The organism is Ruegeria sp. HKCCA4812 (assembly GCF_013034245.1).
GTDB lineage: Bacteria > Pseudomonadota > Alphaproteobacteria > Rhodobacterales > Rhodobacteraceae > Ruegeria.
The window spans coordinates 1,121,596-1,139,851 of record NZ_WQFQ01000001.1 but is presented as its reverse complement, the minus strand read 5'-3'; the positions used below and the strand labels follow the sequence as shown (position 1 = coordinate 1,139,851).

Genomic DNA, 18,256 nt, shown 5'->3' with positions numbered 1-18,256 from the left:
CCCTGCCTTTCCAAGTCCACTATGGTACACAAACTGGCTGTGTGCCAAGCCTAAGCTCTACGACTTTGGTCGTAGTCCAGGGTAGCAACTGCGTGAGCAGGCCTGTGAATGCTTGTGTTTCGTGGCATTTATTGCCGAAATTCAACCCTATGCAGGAAACGCGGCAAGGGGTTGAAGTTGCTTTCCCGGGGGTACAGCCTAGTGTGCATTGAACCGGGGCGGTTGCCCGAGGAGAGGATATGGCCACGAAACTACTGGTATGTGATTGCGCCGGAACACAGGCAATCGATCCGGACAAGATCGAAAGCGCCTGCGGCGTTGCCTGTTCTAGGTTGCATACGGCGCTTTGTACCGATGAGTTGCAGTCCGCCGCCGCCTTGATGAAAGAAGGTGATACCGTCATCGCTTGTGCGCAAGAGCATGACGTTTTCAGGTCACTGGCCGAAGACCTGAATATCGACGTGCCCGGATTTGTCGATCTGCGCGATCGGGCCGGGTGGTCAGACCAAGGTGCGGATGCGACCCCCAAGATGGCGGCATTGGCGGCCGAGGCCGTTCTGGCGCAACCGGTCACACCCAGCGTGGATGTCTTCAGTGAAGGCACCTGTTTCATCATCGGACCCGGTGCGGTGGCCTTTGATCTGGCAGAGCGTCTGGCGGATTCGTTGGCAGTGACCGTCATGACGACTGATTTGTCAGAGCCCCTCTCTCGCGCCTATGACGTGGTGCGGGGGCGGCTGCGTTCGGTTTCCGGTGCGCTTGGTGGGTTTTCGTTGCGTCTGGACGCGCTTCAGCAGGTCGTGCCCGGTGGGCGCGGCGCGTTTGTTTGGACCGATCCAAAGGACGGCGCGCTTTCATCGTGTGACATTGTCATCGATCTGGCAGGAGAAACGCCCTTTGTTCAGGCCCCGGACAAGCGCGAAGGCTATCTACGGGCTGATCCCAGGGTTGCGGTTTCCGTGGAACGTCTGGCTTTTGAAGCCGCGCAATTGGTGGGGACATTCGAAAAGCCGCTTTATGTGCGCGTGGAAGAAACCCTGTGTGCCCATTCCCGGGCCGAGCAGGTGGGCTGTACCAACTGTCTGGATATCTGCCCAACCGGTGCGATTTCCCCGGCGGGCGAGCATGTGGCGATTGACCCGATGGTATGTGCAGGCTGTGGTGCTTGCGCAGCGCTGTGCCCTTCAACGGCCATAACCTATGAAGACCCACCTGTTTCGGCGCTGTTGTCGCGGATGCATATTCTGGCCCGTACCTATCGACGGGCCGGCGGCACCGCGCCTCGGTTGCTTGTACATGATGACGCCCACGGGGCCGAAATGATCCGGTTGGCGGCGCGTTTCGGACGTGGATTACCTTCGGACGTGATCCCATTGGAATTGAATGTGATATCTGGCTTTGGCCATGCCGAGATGCTGGCTGCTCTGGCGCATGGGTTCGCGCGGGTGGATGTGCTGTTGGCGCCGACGACTGAACGCGAGGCGTTGAACCGGGAGCTTGAATTGGCACATGCCATTGCAGGCCCTGAGGGTATAGGCCTGATTGGCGAAGCAGACCCCGATGCGATGTCCGATCTGCTGTACGGGCAGGCGGTGCCCCGGCCTTTGTCCGATCCGGTCTTGCCTATGGGCAATCGCCGGCAAATCGCGCGGCTGGCAGCACAGGCGCTGAACCCGCAGGCTGAATCGCCTTTGCCGCTGCCTGAAAATGCGCCTTACGGGGCAGTTGCACTGAATACCGACAGCTGCACCCTGTGCCTCAGCTGTGTGTCGCTGTGCCCATCCGGTGCGTTGATCGACAATCCGGATATGCCGCAATTGAACTTCCAACAAGACGCCTGTCTGCAATGCGGGATGTGCAAGACCATATGCCCCGAGGATGCGATCACGCTTGTTCCACAACTTGATCTCAGCGATGCGGCCCTGTCACAGCAGGTTCTGAACGAAGAAGAACCTTTTGCCTGCGTGGAATGCGGGGCATTGTTCGGCGTGAAGTCCACGGTTGAGCGGATCATGGAGAAGCTTTCGGGCACGCATCCGATGTTCGCGACGTCGGATCAGGCGCGGATGATCCAGATGTGTGACAATTGCCGGGTGAACGTGCAGTTCCAACAGCAAGACAATCCTTTCCAGTCAAAGCCCAAGCCTCGGGTCGTCACGACCGAGGATTACTATTCAGACAGAAAGGATCACTGAAGTTTCAGAGGTGCACCCAGATCCGCAGCGTCGATGCGCGATACGAACGCCAGGATCGCGTCAAGATCGTCCAATGTCATCTCAACCGGGTGAATAGGAGACGGGCGTTCGGGATCGAAAGGCGGTGTCAGACCGTCGATCTGTGTGAATGCGGGGTGGGGGTTCAGGGCGAAAAACGCTTCGAATCGCTGCGACCAGTCGGGCATTGCGCGCAGAACGGCGAAAGAGGGCGTCGACCCCAGGCCATTCATGCGGTTCCTTGGCCCGATGACATGACAGCGCCCGCAATGGGTCATCGAAAGTTCTTCGCCAAGTTGGGTGTCGCCTTCAACGATGTCACCGGACTCAACCACGGCAATATCAAAACTGGCAGAGTAGGGCCCTCCGTCTGCCGGGGCAAAGCTTTCCACCGTGCGCTTGCCGATATCCGATTTCAGCCATTCAAGAAAACGGGTCTGGCGGTCGTTGTCTTCGATACGCAGGTGATAGATCACGTCGTTGCGGGCAAAGACCGGATCACCGGGCGGCGCGGTTTCCAGCACCATGACCCCGGCGTCGTCTGCAATAACACGGATCCCGGTCTTGAGAGAGAAGCGAGGAAGGATATGTTGCAACAGGCCGGAGTCTTTAACCTCTGCCGGGGCCGCAAGGCCAATCGCCTCTTGTGACCAAGAGGGGGTGGCAGAGAGCGTCAGGCTCAGGCACAAGAGGACAAAGCGCATGGCTCAACGTAACTTCGCGGGGCGGGATGCGTCAAATGTACAGACAAAGACGGAGACACGTGCAATGAGCGGCGAGTCGATACGCACGCCCCTGTCAGCAGGGCGGATCAAGGGGAACAAGCATGAGTGTTCGTGACGCGGTTCTGGCGAACCTGAAAAAGATCACCGACCCGGTTTCCGGGCAGGACATCGTAAGCGCAGGCATCGTGCGCGCCTTGAATGTGGAAGGCGACACGGTACGCTTCGTGCTTGAGGTCGACCCGAAATATGCGGAAAAGATGGAACCCGTCCGCGCCACGGCTGAAAAGGCCGCTCAGATGGTGGAAGGCGTGGCAAATGTTTCGGCCTTGATGACCGCGCATTCCGACAAGGCACCGCCGGATCTGAAACCGAAACCAAAGCCATCGCAAACCGGGCCGCAGGCAGTGCCGGGTGTGGATCGGATCATCGCCGTTGCGTCCGGCAAGGGTGGGGTTGGCAAATCCACCGTTTCGGCCAACCTTGCCTGCGCATTGGCTGCGGAAGGCCGGCGTGTGGGTCTGCTGGATGCGGATGTTTACGGGCCGTCGCAACCCCGGATGTTGGGTGTCTCGGGCCGTCCGGCCAGCCCTGACGGCAAGACGATCCTGCCGCTGCGCAACCACGGCGTCACCATGATGTCGATGGGTTTGATGACCAATGAGGGTCAGGCGGTTGTCTGGCGTGGGCCGATGTTGATGGGTGCGCTGCAACAAATGATGAGCCAGGTGCAATGGGGCGCGCTGGATGTTCTGATCGTCGATCTGCCGCCCGGCACCGGTGACGTGCAACTGACGCTGAGCCAGAAGTTCCAGGTGGATGGTGCCATTGTCGTCTCAACGCCGCAGGACGTGGCCCTGATTGATGCCCGCAAGGGAATCGACATGTTCAACCAGCTCAAGACACCCATTGTCGGGATGATCGAAAACATGTCCACGCATATCTGTTCGAACTGTGGGCACGAAGAACATGTTTTCGGTCATGGTGGTGTCAAGTCCGAGGCAGAGGCGCTGGGCGTGCCGCTGCTGGGTGAAATCCCGTTGCATCTGGACATCCGCGTCGCCGCCGACGGGGGCGCGCCCATCGTGGTCAGCAAACCTGACAGCCCGCAGGCCGAGGCATTCCGCAAGATCGCCCGCGACATGATTGCCAAAGGCAACGCATGAGCCAGCCGGTTTTCCCACCCTTGCTGACGGGCCACCCGGTTCAGGGTGGGGAAGACCCTTTCGAGCGCGCGCAGGCCATGGCTGCGCTGGGCTGTGATGCGGGGACGGTTGTCTACAATATTCAGGCGGATTTCCTGCGCGTGGCAATTGTTTTTGCCCCCGAGGTACCATTGCAGGATGCGGTGGCGATGCTGCCGCTTTGTGCTGTGGGATTCCAGAACGCGCTGGGCGCTTTGGCCCCGCCAGAGGTCGCGGTGCATCTGGGTTGGGATGGTCTGATTTGCGTGAACGGGGCGCGGTGCGGCCGGTTCCGCGCGGCTGCGTCAACATCAATGCCCGAGGAAGAGCCGGACTGGCTGGTCGTCGGTTGGGAGCTGACGCTGTTGCAAACCAGTGATGCGCCGGGTGAAACCCCTGATATCACCGCGCTGTACGATGAAGGCTGTGCCGAGGTTTCTGCAACGCAGTTGGTGGAAAGCTGGTCACGACACATGTTGACCTGGCTCAACCGTTGGCAGGAGGATGGCAACGCGTCCTTGCACGCCGAATGGATGGGCCTGCTGCGCGGCGTGGGCGAACCGCTGATCGACGGTGGCGTTTTCCTTGGAACGGATGAACGTTTCGGGATGCTGATCCGCGACGGGGTCGACACGCATCTGCGCCCCCTGACTGACTTGTTGGAGAACCGTGAATGAAACTGGCCCGAGCGATCCATTTCGACGAAAGCGACATGAACGTGTTTCATTCCCCGGCGCGCACCGGAGAGTGGTGCGTTTCGGGCGGGTTTGAGTTTTCCAACTGGGGGCAGGGCGATCTTGAAGGCAAGGCGCGACAGGCATTTGCGAATGGCTGGCTGGGGTTGGAAACCTTTGGCCGGGTGACTTTTGTCGCCGTGACGCAGATCGAAGCCGCAGAGAAAGATCAGATTGCGCATAACCTGGCCGAACATTTTGTGCAGTTCTATGGCGCACCCTCGGTCGAGGCCGCATTGGGCGTTGCGCAAGCTGAAATCGACCACATGTCAGAGTTGTGCGAAGACCATCCGGCCAACACGCTGTTGACCGTCGCAAGGGAATTGACAGAGACAGGCGTGCACGAAGCCTTTCGCGTGATCACTCCGCAGGACGCGGAGCTGGAGGCGTTGGCGGTTCACGGGTCGCTGGACGATTAGATCAGGTCGACAAACCCGCCGAACTGCCCGCGTTTGAAGATCAGCCCTTTGCCGGTGCGATACATGACCTGATCTACCTGACCCACGATGATCAGATGATCCCCGGCGTCATGACGGGCATGAAGGCGGCAATCGAACCGGGCCAGACACTGGGCCAGATGTGGACGCCCGGCCTCATCCTCGGTCCAGTCCGCATGTGAGAAATCCGCCCCATCGCGTGCAAACCGCAACGCCTGATCCTGCTGATCCTGCGCCATGACGTGGATCGAATAGAGATCACAGGTACTGAACGTATCAAATCGGAATGATTCCTTGGCCAGACACCACAGGACCAGTGGCGGATCCAACGAGACTGAGGCAAATGAATTCACCGTAATGGCACGCGGGCCATTGTCGGATTGCGCGGTAATCACCGTGACACCGGTGCCGAAGCACCCCAGCGCTTCCCGAAAGGCGGGGCTTTGATCCGGGGTCGGTCTGAAGGTCTTTTCGGTCATCGCGCGCTTAATCCTTGGCCGCGCATCAGGTGCCATGCGTGGCCCGGATTGTCCATGAAAAGCTGACTGCCGGGTGCAATTTATGCCGTCAGTTCAGATCTTCCAGCAAACGACCATGTTTGCGGGTTTCTATAATCACCTCGCCAAAAGTCGTCAGGCCGCGTGCTTGCAGGATCGGCAGCATCTTGATCAATGCCTCGGCCGTGGCGACCGCGTCGCCCAGTGCGGTATGGCGCAACGTTTCGGGGATCGTGATTTCCAGCCGTTCACACAAGGCGTCCAGTGTGTGCGTATCGCTTGCCCCGAACAGCACCGCAGACAGCAAAACCGTGTCGAGTATCGGATGATCCCACTCGACACCCATCCGTTTGGCATGGCGGCGTAGGAACGCCATGTCGAACGGGGCATTGTGCGCCACGATCACCGCGTCGCGCGAAAACTGATGGAATACGCGTCCGGCTTCGGCGATATCGGGCGCCCCCTGAACCATACGATCGCTGATCTTGTGTACTTTGGTCGAGGCCGGGGGAATCGGAATGCCGGGATCAACCAGCATGTCCAGATGCTCACCCTGAACGATTTTACCATTCAGAACGCGCACTGCGCCGATCTGCACGATCTCATCCTTGTGAGGTAGCAAACCGGTTGTTTCCGTGTCGAAAACCACGAAACACAGATCCGACAGGGGGCGGTTCTCGAACGCATCATCCCCCGGTGTATTGAGAAGTTCGAAATCATAAACCAGCGGGCGGGCATCGTCCGGTGACATATGTGTCGCGCTGTCTTCGAAGACAAGCATATATCCGGGTGCATCCCCCAAGGGTTTCATCCTGGCGGAATAGGTCTGCCGCCCGTCCACGCTGGACAGGGTGCAATAGACGTCCTTTCCGGTTTTGCACATCTTGGCATATGCGTCCGTCAGGCCGGTGGCTTCGAGATATTCGAAAAGAGATGCGTTCAGTCGAGGATGCGCGATCTGGGCGAGAACCTCGGCGGCCTGCCCGTCGTACAGAACGATCTGATGTTTCGGACTGGCCAGCAGCATGGCCACCGGGATTTCCGTCAGCAGCGCGGTCAGGCGCTGTTTTTCGGCGGCCAGATGCGCGGTTTCGGCGGCCACGGCCTCGGCTGTGCGCATGGCGTTCGAGGCCAGTTGTTCCGCCAATCCCGCCGCTGCCGGGGCAAGATCACCCAGATACCGCGCGGCCTGCATGTCCAGGTCAGTGCTTACACCGGCATGTGCACGGGCCCGCAGCTGGGCGGAAAGCCGTTCGATCGGTTTGGCGACGTTGTCGTCGAACAGCAGCCAAACACCCGCGACCAGTGCCAGAAATCCAAATCCGATCAGGATTTCGGCGAAGACGAAATCATTCAGCAGACCGGGGTTTCCCGCACGGGAATAGGTGATCCAGAGAGCGGTGGCGCTGATGGCAACCCCGCCAAGGGCGAGGAGACAGAAGAACAGAAAAATCCTGAGCCTCAAACTCAATCCGGTCAGCATGATCACACCCCGCAAGTGGCTGCGATGACGGGGTCATTGGTTCCGGCTGCAATCCAGTCAGCGTTCACCAGACGCCCGTCCTCGGCAAATTCGGCACCATCCGCCAGGTTGGCGCGGCGGCCTTCTGCACAATTCACGGCCACCGGCAGTTTCGAAACCGGAGCCCAGCGGCCAAAGAAGTAAAGATCGACAAGCCGTTGTTCCGGAACGTTTTCGTTTGTGCGCACCGATACGGTGTCGATTGCGGCAAACCGGTCAACGAACGGCACCGCGTAGGTCCAGGGACGATAAAACGCGCGGCTTTCGACCTCTTGCACGATGGTCATCTCTTCAGGCAGTTGGTCGCGCGTGCGATCGTACCAGGAATATTCGCTGTTGATGGTCATCGCGATCATTCCAAGACCGGCCGCAACCGGCGTTGTCCATTTTGGCAAACGCCCTCCGGTCAGCTTGTTCAGCAGAAGAACGATGCCGGCACATGCGACCCCTGCGAAAATCGTGCCGATCAGTTCCAGAAACATGTGGTCTCTCCGTTGGTCAGTCGCATGTCAGCCCAGCATTCCCTTGCCGTGGCCAACTGCCGATTGCATCGTTTTTACCACCACGAAAGCATCACGCAGATGACTTCGCTCAAAGTCCGACAATTCAGACGGTGGCAGGTAGTTGTCGGGCACCGCTCCGGATTTAACCAGCCGCACCTGATGCTCCAGCCGGGTTTCAGCGATCAGATCATAGGCGTCCAGCAAGTCACGCGCACCAGAAGGGCTGAGCACGCCACTGGCCTCGGCTGCTTTCAGGCGGGCGCGGGTGTTGGCTTCGGTCAGTTCGCCTTGCAGTGCGTAGATGCGCGCCAGATCGACGACGGGCACAACTCCGTTGTGTTTCAGATCCAGCGTATTGCGATGCTCGCCCGAGCGGATCGTCGCGAAACCGCGCAGCAGGCCCAGGGGGGGCGTGTGCTTCAGCGAGTTCGAAATCATGTGTGCGACGAAGATCGAGTTTGCCCTGGCCACTGCCAGAGTGTCCGCTTGCAGATCGCCAAACAACTCAAATGCACCGCCGATGGGGCGCAGGTCGAACATGACCGAGGCCAGCATTTGCGCCTCGGGGTTTGGCTTAGCAATCCAGCCTTTGAAATAGTCGCGCCAGACACGAACAGGCTGACACCAGCGCGGATTGGTCGCCATCATGTCGCCGGGGCAGTAGAAGTACCCGCAGACGTCCAGCCCGTCAGAGACGAATTTGGCCAGTTTGGTGAAATAGGACATATCGGCGTCGGTGACGCTATCGTCCAGCATCAGGCAATTGTCCTGATCCGATACGCCGGTTTGTTCTTGCCGTCCCTGTGAGCCGCAGGCCAGCCACAAATAGGGTACAGGCGGCGGCCCCAGTTCAGATTCGGCCAATTTCAGCAGGCGGCGGGTAACCGTGTCTGCAATATCGGTGATCAGCCGCGTGACAATCTCGTGTCGGTTCCCGCCGGCAACCAACTGAACCAGCAACTGCGGAATTTCCGCCGTCACCCTCGCCATCTCTTCGGCACTGTCAGCCTTTGCGATCCGACCAACCAACTCGGCCGAGTTGACGGCCTGATAGCGGGTCAGATCGGTCTGCGTCACGATCCCGACCAGACGACCGCCTTCGGAAACAGGGATATGGCCAATGCCGCGCTCCATCATGATATGCAGAACGTCCGAGCCGATATCGCTGGGCGACAGCGTCACGGGATTTGCAGTCATGATTTCGGAAATCCGTGTGGTTGCGGGCAACCCGTTGGCAACATATTTGCCCGAAATGTCCCGCAGGGTGGCGATACCTTTCAACTTCTCTCCATCTGTCACGCATAGCGACGAGATGTGTTTGTCGCGCATGATCTGTGCCGCTTCCTGAACTGTCGTGTCCGCAGGGCAGGTGGCGGGATCGCGCGCCATCAAAACGTCAATCGAACTGGTCGCAAGGCTTTGCGGGCCACTGCGATCTCCACGGGTTCGATTGAAGAATTTGGCAACGACATCGTGGTTGTCGATCAAACTGCGCACCAAATCCGGTGGCAGAACCATCAGGACCGACGGCGTATGAGCACGGGCTTTGGTGGCGGCTTTGCCGTCTTTCAGCAGGCCTCTCTCGCCGAAGGAGTTGCGCAGCCCCAGATGAGAGACGATGGCCCCGTTCTCATCAGTAATCTCAACCTGTCCTTCGTAGATCAAGAACACCCCGGGCAACTTGTGACCCAACTCATAGACAGAAGCGTCCTCCTCAACTTCCCAGACCTCGATCTGTTTGACGATCTGATCCAGGGCGTCGGAAGGCAACACGTCATAGGGGTGAACGGATTTCAGAAACCGGGCAATTTCATCATGGGACAGGGGCATGTGTTGTCTCCGGTTTTCTGGTTAAAAAATCCCGCCCAGTGGTGTGCCGGGCGGGAACAGTGGATCGAAAGACGCGGTCGAAGGCAAGAACCAACGACCGCATCAAGCTCACTTATTCTGAGCTGCGCCCGCACCACGGGGAATGCGCACACTTTCGACCAGATCTTTGATCTCCTGCGGGGTCTCTTTGGTCATGCCTGCAACAACGTAGGCAACCGCAAAGTTGATCATAGCACCGATTGCGCCGAACGAGGTCGACTTGATCGGACCCAGCAGCGGGTCTGCATCAGTGAACGAGTTGGTGCCCGGAATGAACAGCCAGCCCTTGTGCAGGAAGATGTAGACCAAGGTCACAACCAGACCAGCCAGCATACCCGCAACCGCGCCGGTGTTGTTGATGCGGGTCGAGAAGATCCCCATCATCAGCGCCGGGAAGATCGAGGCCGCCGCCAGACCGAAGGCCAGGGCCACGGTTTGCGCCGCAAATCCGGGTGGGTTCAGGCCAAGGTAGGTTGCAACAACGATGGCTACGGCCATTGCGATACGCGCAGCCAGCAGTTCACCCTTTTCAGAGATTTGCGGGTTGATCGCACCTTTGACAAGGTCGTGGGACACCGCTGACGAGATCGCCAGCAACAAGCCCGCAGCGGTTGACAGAGCAGCCGCAAGACCACCGGCAGCGACCAGACCGATCACCCAACCCGGCAGGTTGGCGATTTCGGGGTTGGCCAGAACCAGGATGTCACGGTTGAACTTGGTCAGCTCGTTACCGACCCAGCCTTTTTCTTCCGCAATGGTGGCCATCGCTTCGGACTTGTCGTTGTAGTACTGGATCTTGCCGTCGCCGTTCTTGTCTTCCCAATCCAGAAGACCGGTTTTCTGCCAGGTTTTCATCCAGTCATAGCGCGGATCGGTGTCGATTTCCTCGACTGAGACAGCGCCACCTTCGATGCCGCCATTGGGCCACATCATGTCGGTGATGTTGAGACGTGCCATTGCGCCAACCGCAGGGGCGGTCAGGTACAGCAGAGCGATGAAGACCAGAGTCCAGCCAGCCGACCAACGTGCGTCAGAGACTTTCGGCACGGTGAAGAAGCGCATGATGACGTGCGGCAGACCCGCAGTACCGATCATCAGCGACAGGGTGAACAGCACCATGTTCAGCGTGTTCGAGTGGTGGGCCGTGTATTCATTGAAACCCAGCTCGGTCACGATGGCGTCCAGCTTGGTCAGAAGGGGCTCACCACCGGCGGTGTCACCAAACAGACCCAGGGCAGGGATCGGCGTGCCGGTCAGCTGCAACGAGATGAAGATCGCCGGGATGGTGTAGGCTGTAATCAGCACGCAGTACTGAGCGACCTGAGTGTATGTCACACCTTTCATCCCGCCAAACACCGCGTAGGCAAAGACCACACATGCACCGATCAGCAGACCGGAAGTGTTCGACACCTCTAGGAAGCGGCCAAAGGCCACGCCCACACCGGTCATCTGACCGATCACGTAGGTCACCGACGCAACGATCAGACAGATTACCGCAACGACACGTGCGGTCTGGCTGTAGAAACGGTCGCCGATGAATTCCGAGACGGTATACTTGCCGAACTTACGCAGGTACGGCGCAAGCAGCAGTGCCAGCAGCACGTAACCACCGGTCCAACCCATCAGGAAGGTCGAGTTGTCATAGCCGGTAAAGGCAATCAGGCCCGCCATCGAGATGAACGAGGCCGCAGACATCCAGTCCGCCGCTGTCGCCATACCGTTGGTGACCGGGTGAACGCCGCGACCGGCGGCGTAGAACTCCGATGTGGAACCCGCGCGGGCCCAGATCGCGATGCCGATGTATAGCGCGAATGATGCGCCAACAAACAGCAGGTTGATGGTAAACTGATCCATAGTCCCCGCTCTCCCTTATTCTTCGTCCACGCCGAATTCGGCGTCCAGCTTGTTCATGCGCCAGGCGTAGTTGAAGATCAGCACCAGAAACACCAGGATCGATCCCTGTTGTGCGAACCAAAAGCCCAGATCGGTTCCGCCTACGGCAATCCCCGACAGCAACGGACGCAGCAGAATGCCGAATCCAAACGACACCAGCGCCCAGATCGCGAGGCTGATGTAGATGAGGCGCAGGTTGGCCTGCCAATAGCCCTTATCGGACTCGGCAGTCTGCGCGGAGTTTGTTGAATGATCCGCCATCGCGGGTTCCTCCTTCGCTTCCTCGTTGGACGGCCCGATGCCCACATCCTCCAGTGCGTCGGACCGCTTCTCACTTGCGCCAGACGCCATGTGACGTCAGGCAAAACTCCTCCAGTCCGCCAAAGCGGTCTTTTGAAGTATTCTGTTTGGGATCAGAGCCTTGCGGCCCTAAATCCACCCCCTATTTCATGACTTCGTCAACGATCCCTTCAAGGTCATTGGCAATGTCTTCGATCCTGCCCATGGCGTTTGTACGCTGCAGCACGCCCTGACCGTCATAGTAGGCGATCAGTGGTGCCGTCTGCGCGTGGTACGCTGCAAGGCGCGAGGCCACCGTTTCGGCATTGTCGTCGGCGCGGCGCTTGAATTCGGTATGGCCACACTTGTCGCATTTGCCTTCTTCGGCAGGCTTCTTGAACTGGTCATGGTAGCCTTCACCACAGCCGGCGCAGGTGTAGCGGCCCGAAATACGGGTCACCATCTCCGCGTCTTCCACCTCGAGGCTGATCGCGGCGTTGATCTTCTGGTTGTTCGATGCCAGCAGGCTGTCCAGCGCTTCGGCCTGAACCGTCGTGCGCGGGAAACCGTCCAGAATGACGCCTTTGGCGCAATCCGGCTGTGCCATGCGGTCGCGCAGGATGGCGATGACGATCTCGTCGCTTACCAGATCGCCGGCTTCCATAACGGCTTTTGCCGCTTTGCCGGCTTCGGTTCCGGCCGCGACCGCTTCGCGCAGCAGGTCACCGGTGCTGAGTTGTACAAGTCCGAATTTCTCTTCCAGCATCCGGGCCTGAGTGCCCTTCCCGGCACCCGGAGGGCCGAGAAGGATGAGAACGGCGGGCGTGGTGATCGTGGCAGCGTCCATCATACCCTCACTTGTTCGCACGGTTTTCGATCAGGTCTTCGACCACCGACGGATCGGCCAGTGTCGAAGTGTCGCCCAAGGATCCGAAATCGTTCTCGGCGATCTTGCGCAGGATACGGCGCATGATCTTGCCCGAGCGCGTTTTCGGCAGGCCGGGTGCCCACTGGATCACATCCGGGGATGCAATTGGACCGATCTCGGTGCGGACCCATGTGCGCAGCTCTTTCATCAACTCGTCCGAAGGCTCGCGATCATTCATCAACGTGACATAGCAATAGATGCCTTGCCCTTTGATTTCATGAGGGTATCCAACCACCGCAGCCTCGGCCACAGCAGCATGTGCAACCAGCGCGCTTTCCACCTCGGCTGTGCCCATGCGGTGACCGGACACGTTGATCACGTCATCTACACGACCGGTGATCCAATAGTCACCATCTTCGTCGCGGCGGCAGCCGTCACCCGTGAAGTAGTAGCCTTTGTAATCCGAGAAATAGGTTTTCTCGAACCGCTCATGATCGCCCCAGACGGTGCGCATCTGGCCGGGCCAGCTGTCTTTGATACACAGAACGCCCTCAACACCGTTGCCTTCGATTTCAACACCGGATTGCGGGTCCAGAACCACCGGTTCGATGCCAAAAAATGGTTTCATGGCCGATCCGGGTTTCATCGCATGTGCACCGGGCAGCGGCGTCATCAGGTGGCCGCCGGTTTCGGTCTGCCACCACGTATCGACGATGGGGCATTTACCTTTGCCGACAACCTCGTTGTACCAGGTCCAGGCTTCGGGGTTGATCGGTTCACCCACGGTGCCCAGAATGCGAAGATCGCTGAGGTCGCATTTTTCGACAAACTCATTGCCCTGACCCATCAGAGCGCGGATCGCAGTGGGGGCGGTGTAGAATTGGTTGACCTTGTGCTTTTCGCAGACCTGCCAGAAGCGCGAGGCGTCGGGATAAGTGGGCACGCCTTCGAACATCAGCGTGGTTGCGCCGTTGGCCAGCGGGCCATAGACGATATAGCTGTGCCCGGTGACCCATCCCACGTCAGCGGTGCACCAGTACACGTCACCTTCGTGATAGTCGAATGTGATCTCTTGCGTCATCGAGGCGTAAACAAGATACCCCCCCGTGGTGTGCACAACGCCCTTGGGCTGACCGGTCGAACCGGACGTGTAAAGAATGAACAAAGGATCTTCGGCGTTCATTTCGGCTGGGGCGCAATAGTCGTCAGCCTCGAGCGCCATTTCGTTGTAGTCAAAGTCGCGACCGTCGATCCAGGTGGTCTGACCACCGGTGCGCTTGACCACAAGGCATTTCACTGTGTCCTTGCAGTGCAGCAGGGCGGCGTCTGCGTTGGATTTCAGCGGCGTTTTGCGGCCGCCACGCGGCGCTTCATCCGCAGTGATCACAACCTTGGCGTCGCACCCGTTGATGCGCGCGGCCAGAGCGTCGGGCGAGAAGCCCGCGAAAACGATGGAGTGAATCGCGCCGATCCGCGCGCAGGCCAGCATGGCATAAGCGGCTTCGGGGATCATCGGCAGATAGATGACCACGCGATCGCCCTTGCGCACGCCAAGGGATTCCAGAATGTTGGCCATCCGGCAGGTGCGGCGGTGCAATTCTGCGTAAGAGATATGCTGGGCCGGGTCATTCGGATCATCCGGCTCCCAGATGAGCGCGGTCTGGTCGCCGCGGGTTTTCAGATGACGATCCAGGCAGTTGGCCGACACATTCAACGTGCCATCGGCATACCAGTTGATCTTGACCGAGCCAAACTCGTAACTGACGTCCTTGACCTGGGTGAAGGGCTTGATCCAGTCGATGCGCTTGCCTTGCTCGCCCCAGAACGCGTCGGGGTCGCTGATTGAGGCTGCGTACATGTCAGCATACTTTGCCGCATCGACATGCGCACGAGCGACAGTTTCTGCGGATGGCGGATAAGTCTTGGCATCTGCCTGGGCAGCGGTGGTCATCTTTGAGGCTCCTCCCTCTGGACTGGATTGCTTGTGGATTTTTTGCCTGTCATTCAGGCAATGTCGATCCTGTTCCTCCCCAAGTTTGAATATTACCGCGTTCTGAAAATAAATAAATAAATTGGTGTAATCCTTGGATTTCTTTGTAAAGAAATTTCAACAATATGGCCAAATCTGTAAAAAAATCGGCAAAAGAATCACTAAAATAGAACAAAAACAGCCACTTAAAAGTAACGAGAATTGAGGGCGCTGTGTGTCAATTGTGGTTGCAACGACAGGTGACCTCAAGGCTTCTGTCGTCTTGGGTCGTTTCTGGGGCTTATTCTGCAAAATACGCAAATCCCGGTGAGGGTTGGCACAATCGAATGTTGGCGCTAGCTTGATCGGCAAGCGCCTCGGTAGGGGGCGCACCTATGGGAGACGATACTATGAAAAAGATGTTGAGCGGTGCCGCAGTCGCCGCCCTTGGCGTTGCTTTTGTGACCGAAGCCGCGGCGACAGAATGGAACGCATCCGTCTGGGGCAAGCGCCGCGCCTTTACGGAACATGTTGAAAAGCTGGCCGAACTGGTCAGCGAAAAAACCGGTGGCGAATTCACCATCAATGTCAGCTATGGCGGGTTGTCCAAACCCAGGGAAAACCTGGACGGGATCGAAATCGGCGCCTTTGAGATGGCGCAGTTCTGTGCCGGCTATCACCGCGACAAGAACCGGGCGATCACCGTTTTGGAACTGCCGTTCCTGGGTGTGAACAACCTGCAGGAAGAAGTTGCGGTAAGCCATGCGGTATACGACCATCCGGCGGTCAAGGAAGAGATGGCGCAATGGAACGCCCGCGTCATCATGACCTCGCCAATGCCGCAGTATAACCTTGTCGGCACGGGCGAGCCGCGGGATGAACTGGCTGAATTTGACGGAATGCGGGTCCGGGCGACCGGTGGCCTTGGTCAGGCCTTCGAGGCGGTCGGAGGGGTGCCGACATCGGTTCCGGCGACCGAAGCCTTCAATGCGATGGAATCGGGCGTCGTCGACACCGTGGCCTTTGCCCAGCACGCGCACCTGTCATTCGGAACGATCAACGAAGCGGACTGGTGGACCGCGAACCTGAATCCGGGAACGGTGAACTGCCCGGTTGTCGTCAACATCGATGCCTATGAGGCCCTGCCAGCCGAACATCGTGAAGCTCTGGACAGCTCGATTGACGAGGCGATCGATCACTACCTGGCGAATTACGGCGGCTTGCTCGAACAATGGGACAGCGTCTTGGAAGAAAAGGGTGTCCAGAAGGTCATGATCGACGACGCGGTAATTGAAGAGTTCCGCACAAAGGCCGCTGATCCGATCCGTGAAAAATGGATTGCGGACATGACCGCACAGGGCCTGCCGGCGCAGGACCTTTACGATCTTGTCCAGACGACGCTGAAGCAACAGCGCGGCGGCAACTGATCCACAAGGCCGGGTGCTTTCAAGGCGCCCGGCAACAAACAACAAGGAAACACCGGAATGGCAGGACAAGCCACGGTTCTGGTAGACGGCAGCCGTCTTAGCCAGTTGGATCAGCGTTTGCTCGTGCTCGAACGGTTTCTGGCACTGATCAGCGGATTGGCGGTTTTTTCACTGATGGTATTGGCCGTTGTGTCGGTCAGTGGCCGAAATGCGCTGAATGCTCCTTTGCCGGGCTATGTGGACTGGATCGAACAGGCGATGCCTCTCATCGCTTTTCTGGGCATTTCATATGTTCAGCGTGATGGGGGGCATATCCGGATGGATATCGTTATATCCCGCTTGCACGGTCGGGCTTTGTGGCTGTTCGAACTGCTCTCGGTGGTTCTGATCCTGATCCTGATGCTGGCTTTGGTTTGGGGCAGTTGGTCTCATTTCGACCGGTCCTTTGATTTTGGCGCCCCAATGTGGAGCCGGGACAGTTCGATCGACATCGGTATACCCTTGTGGCCGGCCAAGCTGCTGGCACCCGTTGCATTTTCCGTTCTCTGCCTGCGCCTTGCGCTGCAAGTCTGGGGGTATGGTCGGGCGTTCTGGCTGGGGCTGGACGCTCCGGCGGCCGTTCCGTTGATACAGGATGCAGCGGCGCAGGCGGCGGCCGAGGCTGAACAGTTCGAAGGGCAGGACTGATAGATGGACACGATTGATATTGGCCTCTGGGTCACAGGCGGCCTTCTGGTTCTTGTCGTGGCGGGTATGCGGGTTGCCTTCGCAGCCGGTTTGGCAGGGCTTGTCGGACTGTTTTGGATTTTCTGGGCCAAGTTCGGTTACGATCCGGAACGGTTTGGCAAGGCGCTTACAGTGGCGGTCAAGACCGCGGGGCAGGTGCCACATTCCAAGGTCGCGTCCCACACTCTCAGCCTGATTCCGACCTTCATCCTGATCGGGTATCTGGCATATTACGCGGGGCTTACCCGCGCTTTGTTCGAGGCCGCAAAACGCTGGGTCGCATGGGTGCCCGGCGGGTTGGCGGTTTCGACCGTTTTCGCCACGGCCGGCTTCGCTGCGGTGTCCGGAGCTTCGGTTGCGACGTCCGCCGTCTTCGCCCGTATCGCGATTCCGGAAATGCTGAAGGTGGGCTATAACAAACGCTTTGCAGCAGGTGTGGTTGCCGCGGGCGGGACGCTGGCCTCCCTGATCCCGCCTTCGGCCATTCTGGTGATCTACGCGATCATCGTCGAGCAGGATGTCGGGAAACTGCTGTTGGCGGGTTTCATTCCGGGTGCGTTTTCCGCAATCGTGTACGGCCTTCTGATCGTTGGGATTGCAGTGATCTTCAAATCCGTTGGCCCGCCGGTCACGGGGTTTTCCTGGAAACAGCGCTTTGCAGCACTTCCCGGTGCCATTCCGATTGTCGCCGTCATTCTGATTATCATTTGCTTTGTCTATAACCCGTTTGGTGAAAAAGCATGGGGCACTCCGACGGAAGGCGGTGCCATTGGCGCCTTCATCGTATTCTGTTTCGCCTTGTTCCACGGAATGCGCTGGGCCGAGTTCAAATCTGCGCTTTTGGAAACCGCCAAACTGACGGCGATGATCTTTTCGATCATCTGGGGCGTTCTGATCTATGTCCGCTTTCTTGGGTTCGCCGACCTTCCGGGTGCCTTCTCGGATTGGATTACGGGGCTCGAAATGTCGCCCATGATGATCCTGATCTGCATTCTACTGGCATATGCGGTGTTGGGCATGTTCATGGACGCGATCGGGATGCTGCTTTTGACTTTGCCCGTCGTCTATCCGGCGGTAATGGCCTTGAATGGTGGTGAGACCGTCAGTGCCGCCGACAGCGCGTTTGGAATGTCCGGCCCGATGTGTGCGATCTGGTTTGGCATTCTGGTGGTCAAGATGGCCGAGTTTTGCCTGATTACACCGCCCATCGGGCTGAACTGCTTTGTCGTTGCCGGTGTGCGCCCGGACCTGAGCGTTCAAGATGTGTTCAAAGGCGTCACGCCCTTTTTCATCGCGGACGCCCTGACCATCGCAATGCTTGTGGCATTCCCGGGTATTGTCCTCTACCTGCCATCGCTTGCGGGATAGCTCGGAAGCGAGGCTCTGCCTCGCGCTCCGGGATATTTGTGGCCA

At 58.6% G+C, this 18,256-nt stretch carries 16 protein-coding genes; 7 read left to right on the top strand and 9 right to left on the bottom strand.

The genetic code is table 11. From position 1 onward, the window contains the following. Positions 1–239: 239 nt before the first annotated feature. Positions 240–2,195 carry a 4Fe-4S binding protein gene (locus GOW04_RS05685; protein WP_171231800.1) on the top strand — a complete coding sequence of 652 codons (1,956 nt, stop codon included), beginning with the start codon at positions 240–242 and terminating at the stop codon, positions 2,193–2,195. Here GOW04_RS05685 and GOW04_RS05680 read toward each other — a convergent pair. Next, on the bottom strand, positions 2,189–2,917 hold the full coding sequence (locus GOW04_RS05680; protein ID WP_152457716.1) for a cytochrome c: 729 nt from the start codon (positions 2,915–2,917) through the stop codon (positions 2,189–2,191). The two genes, GOW04_RS05685 and GOW04_RS05680, sit on opposite strands and share 7 nt — an antisense overlap. 122 nt (positions 2,918–3,039) lie before the next feature. Here GOW04_RS05680 and GOW04_RS05675 point away from each other — a divergent pair, with 122 nt between their 5' ends. The 3 genes from GOW04_RS05675 to GOW04_RS05665 are packed head-to-tail and all read left to right on the top strand — an operon-like array spanning position 3,040 to position 5,272. Next, the gene (locus GOW04_RS05675; RefSeq protein WP_152457717.1) at positions 3,040–4,101 is read left to right on the top strand and encodes an Mrp/NBP35 family ATP-binding protein; all 1,062 of its coding nucleotides are present in this window, start codon (positions 3,040–3,042) and stop codon (positions 4,099–4,101) included. Further along, on the top strand, positions 4,098–4,796 hold the full coding sequence (locus GOW04_RS05670) for a biotin/lipoate--protein ligase family protein (protein WP_171231799.1): 699 nt from the start codon (positions 4,098–4,100) through the stop codon (positions 4,794–4,796). The genes GOW04_RS05675 and GOW04_RS05670 overlap by 4 nt, the downstream gene beginning before the upstream one ends. Next, positions 4,793–5,272, top strand: coding sequence for a DUF6505 family protein (locus GOW04_RS05665; RefSeq protein WP_171231798.1), 480 nt, complete (start codon positions 4,793–4,795; stop codon positions 5,270–5,272). The genes GOW04_RS05670 and GOW04_RS05665 overlap by 4 nt, the downstream gene beginning before the upstream one ends. On the opposite strand, the gene GOW04_RS05660 is transcribed toward GOW04_RS05665, so the two are convergent. The 8 genes from GOW04_RS05660 to acs all read right to left on the bottom strand — a co-directional run bounded on the left by GOW04_RS05660 (position 5,269) and on the right by acs (position 14,672). Then, positions 5,269–5,769, bottom strand: a complete 501-nt coding sequence (locus GOW04_RS05660) for a flavin reductase family protein (protein ID WP_152457720.1) — start codon at positions 5,767–5,769, stop codon at positions 5,269–5,271. The genes GOW04_RS05665 and GOW04_RS05660 overlap by 4 nt on opposite strands. An 88-nt stretch (positions 5,770–5,857) precedes the next feature. Continuing rightward, on the bottom strand, positions 5,858–7,270 hold the full coding sequence (locus GOW04_RS05655; RefSeq protein ID WP_171231797.1) for a PolC-type DNA polymerase III: 1,413 nt from the start codon (positions 7,268–7,270) through the stop codon (positions 5,858–5,860). Between the two features lie 2 nt (positions 7,271–7,272). After that, positions 7,273–7,791: a hypothetical protein gene (locus GOW04_RS05650; RefSeq protein ID WP_171116357.1), complete on the bottom strand. Its 519-nt coding sequence runs from the start codon at positions 7,789–7,791 to the stop codon at positions 7,273–7,275. A gap of 27 nt (positions 7,792–7,818) precedes the next feature. Beyond that, the gene (locus tag GOW04_RS05645) at positions 7,819–9,642 is read right to left on the bottom strand and encodes a DUF294 nucleotidyltransferase-like domain-containing protein (RefSeq protein WP_171231796.1); all 1,824 of its coding nucleotides are present in this window, start codon (positions 9,640–9,642) and stop codon (positions 7,819–7,821) included. A gap of 108 nt (positions 9,643–9,750) precedes the next feature. Then, positions 9,751–11,535 carry a sodium:solute symporter family protein gene (locus GOW04_RS05640; protein WP_171228579.1) on the bottom strand — a complete coding sequence of 595 codons (1,785 nt, stop codon included), beginning with the start codon at positions 11,533–11,535 and terminating at the stop codon, positions 9,751–9,753. A gap of 15 nt (positions 11,536–11,550) precedes the next feature. Continuing rightward, positions 11,551–11,835 (bottom strand): DUF4212 domain-containing protein, encoded by a 285-nt coding sequence (locus tag GOW04_RS05635; protein WP_152459845.1) that lies wholly within the window; start codon positions 11,833–11,835, stop codon positions 11,551–11,553. Between the two features lie 181 nt (positions 11,836–12,016). After that, entirely contained in the window at positions 12,017–12,700 is a 684-nt protein-coding gene (locus GOW04_RS05630; protein ID WP_152459846.1) for an adenylate kinase, read from the bottom strand. A gap of 7 nt (positions 12,701–12,707) precedes the next feature. Beyond that, positions 12,708–14,672: an acetate--CoA ligase gene (gene acs / locus GOW04_RS05625; RefSeq protein WP_171231795.1), complete on the bottom strand. Its 1,965-nt coding sequence runs from the start codon at positions 14,670–14,672 to the stop codon at positions 12,708–12,710. A gap of 428 nt (positions 14,673–15,100) precedes the next feature. On the opposite strand from acs, the gene GOW04_RS05620 reads away from it, so the two are divergent. Genes GOW04_RS05620 through GOW04_RS05610 form a run of 3 tightly spaced genes read left to right on the top strand, consistent with a single transcriptional unit; the run spans position 15,101 to position 18,211 of the window. Further along, positions 15,101–16,117 carry a C4-dicarboxylate TRAP transporter substrate-binding protein gene (locus tag GOW04_RS05620; protein WP_171231794.1) on the top strand — a complete coding sequence of 339 codons (1,017 nt, stop codon included), beginning with the start codon at positions 15,101–15,103 and terminating at the stop codon, positions 16,115–16,117. Between the two features lie 57 nt (positions 16,118–16,174). Then, a complete protein-coding gene (locus GOW04_RS05615) occupies positions 16,175–16,804 on the top strand; it encodes a TRAP transporter small permease (protein WP_152457727.1) in 630 nt (209 codons plus the stop codon). Between the two features lie 3 nt (positions 16,805–16,807). Further along, a complete protein-coding gene (locus GOW04_RS05610; RefSeq protein ID WP_171231793.1) occupies positions 16,808–18,211 on the top strand; it encodes a TRAP transporter large permease in 1,404 nt (467 codons plus the stop codon). Positions 18,212–18,256: the final 45 nt, after the last annotated feature.

Excerpts from the sequence above, each read along its gene's own strand:
- GOW04_RS05685 (WP_171231800.1), top strand. The coding sequence starts at position 240 with ATGGCCACGAAACTACTGGTATGTGATTGCGCCGGAACACAGGCAATC.
- GOW04_RS05680 (WP_152457716.1), bottom strand. The coding sequence starts at position 2,917 with ATGCGCTTTGTCCTCTTGTGCCTGAGCCTGACGCTCTCTGCCACCCCC.
- GOW04_RS05675 (WP_152457717.1), top strand. The coding sequence starts at position 3,040 with ATGAGTGTTCGTGACGCGGTTCTGGCGAACCTGAAAAAGATCACCGAC.
- GOW04_RS05670 (WP_171231799.1), top strand. The coding sequence starts at position 4,098 with ATGAGCCAGCCGGTTTTCCCACCCTTGCTGACGGGCCACCCGGTTCAG.
- GOW04_RS05665 (WP_171231798.1), top strand. The coding sequence starts at position 4,793 with ATGAAACTGGCCCGAGCGATCCATTTCGACGAAAGCGACATGAACGTG.
- GOW04_RS05660 (WP_152457720.1), bottom strand. The coding sequence starts at position 5,769 with ATGACCGAAAAGACCTTCAGACCGACCCCGGATCAAAGCCCCGCCTTT.
- GOW04_RS05655 (WP_171231797.1), bottom strand. The coding sequence starts at position 7,270 with ATGCTGACCGGATTGAGTTTGAGGCTCAGGATTTTTCTGTTCTTCTGT.
- GOW04_RS05650 (WP_171116357.1), bottom strand. The coding sequence starts at position 7,791 with ATGTTTCTGGAACTGATCGGCACGATTTTCGCAGGGGTCGCATGTGCC.
- GOW04_RS05645 (WP_171231796.1), bottom strand. The coding sequence starts at position 9,642 with ATGCCCCTGTCCCATGATGAAATTGCCCGGTTTCTGAAATCCGTTCAC.
- GOW04_RS05640 (WP_171228579.1), bottom strand. The coding sequence starts at position 11,535 with ATGGATCAGTTTACCATCAACCTGCTGTTTGTTGGCGCATCATTCGCG.
- GOW04_RS05635 (WP_152459845.1), bottom strand. The coding sequence starts at position 11,835 with ATGGCGGATCATTCAACAAACTCCGCGCAGACTGCCGAGTCCGATAAG.
- GOW04_RS05630 (WP_152459846.1), bottom strand. The coding sequence starts at position 12,700 with ATGGACGCTGCCACGATCACCACGCCCGCCGTTCTCATCCTTCTCGGC.
- acs (WP_171231795.1), bottom strand. The coding sequence starts at position 14,672 with ATGACCACCGCTGCCCAGGCAGATGCCAAGACTTATCCGCCATCCGCA.
- GOW04_RS05620 (WP_171231794.1), top strand. The coding sequence starts at position 15,101 with ATGAAAAAGATGTTGAGCGGTGCCGCAGTCGCCGCCCTTGGCGTTGCT.
- GOW04_RS05615 (WP_152457727.1), top strand. The coding sequence starts at position 16,175 with ATGGCAGGACAAGCCACGGTTCTGGTAGACGGCAGCCGTCTTAGCCAG.
- GOW04_RS05610 (WP_171231793.1), top strand. The coding sequence starts at position 16,808 with ATGGACACGATTGATATTGGCCTCTGGGTCACAGGCGGCCTTCTGGTT.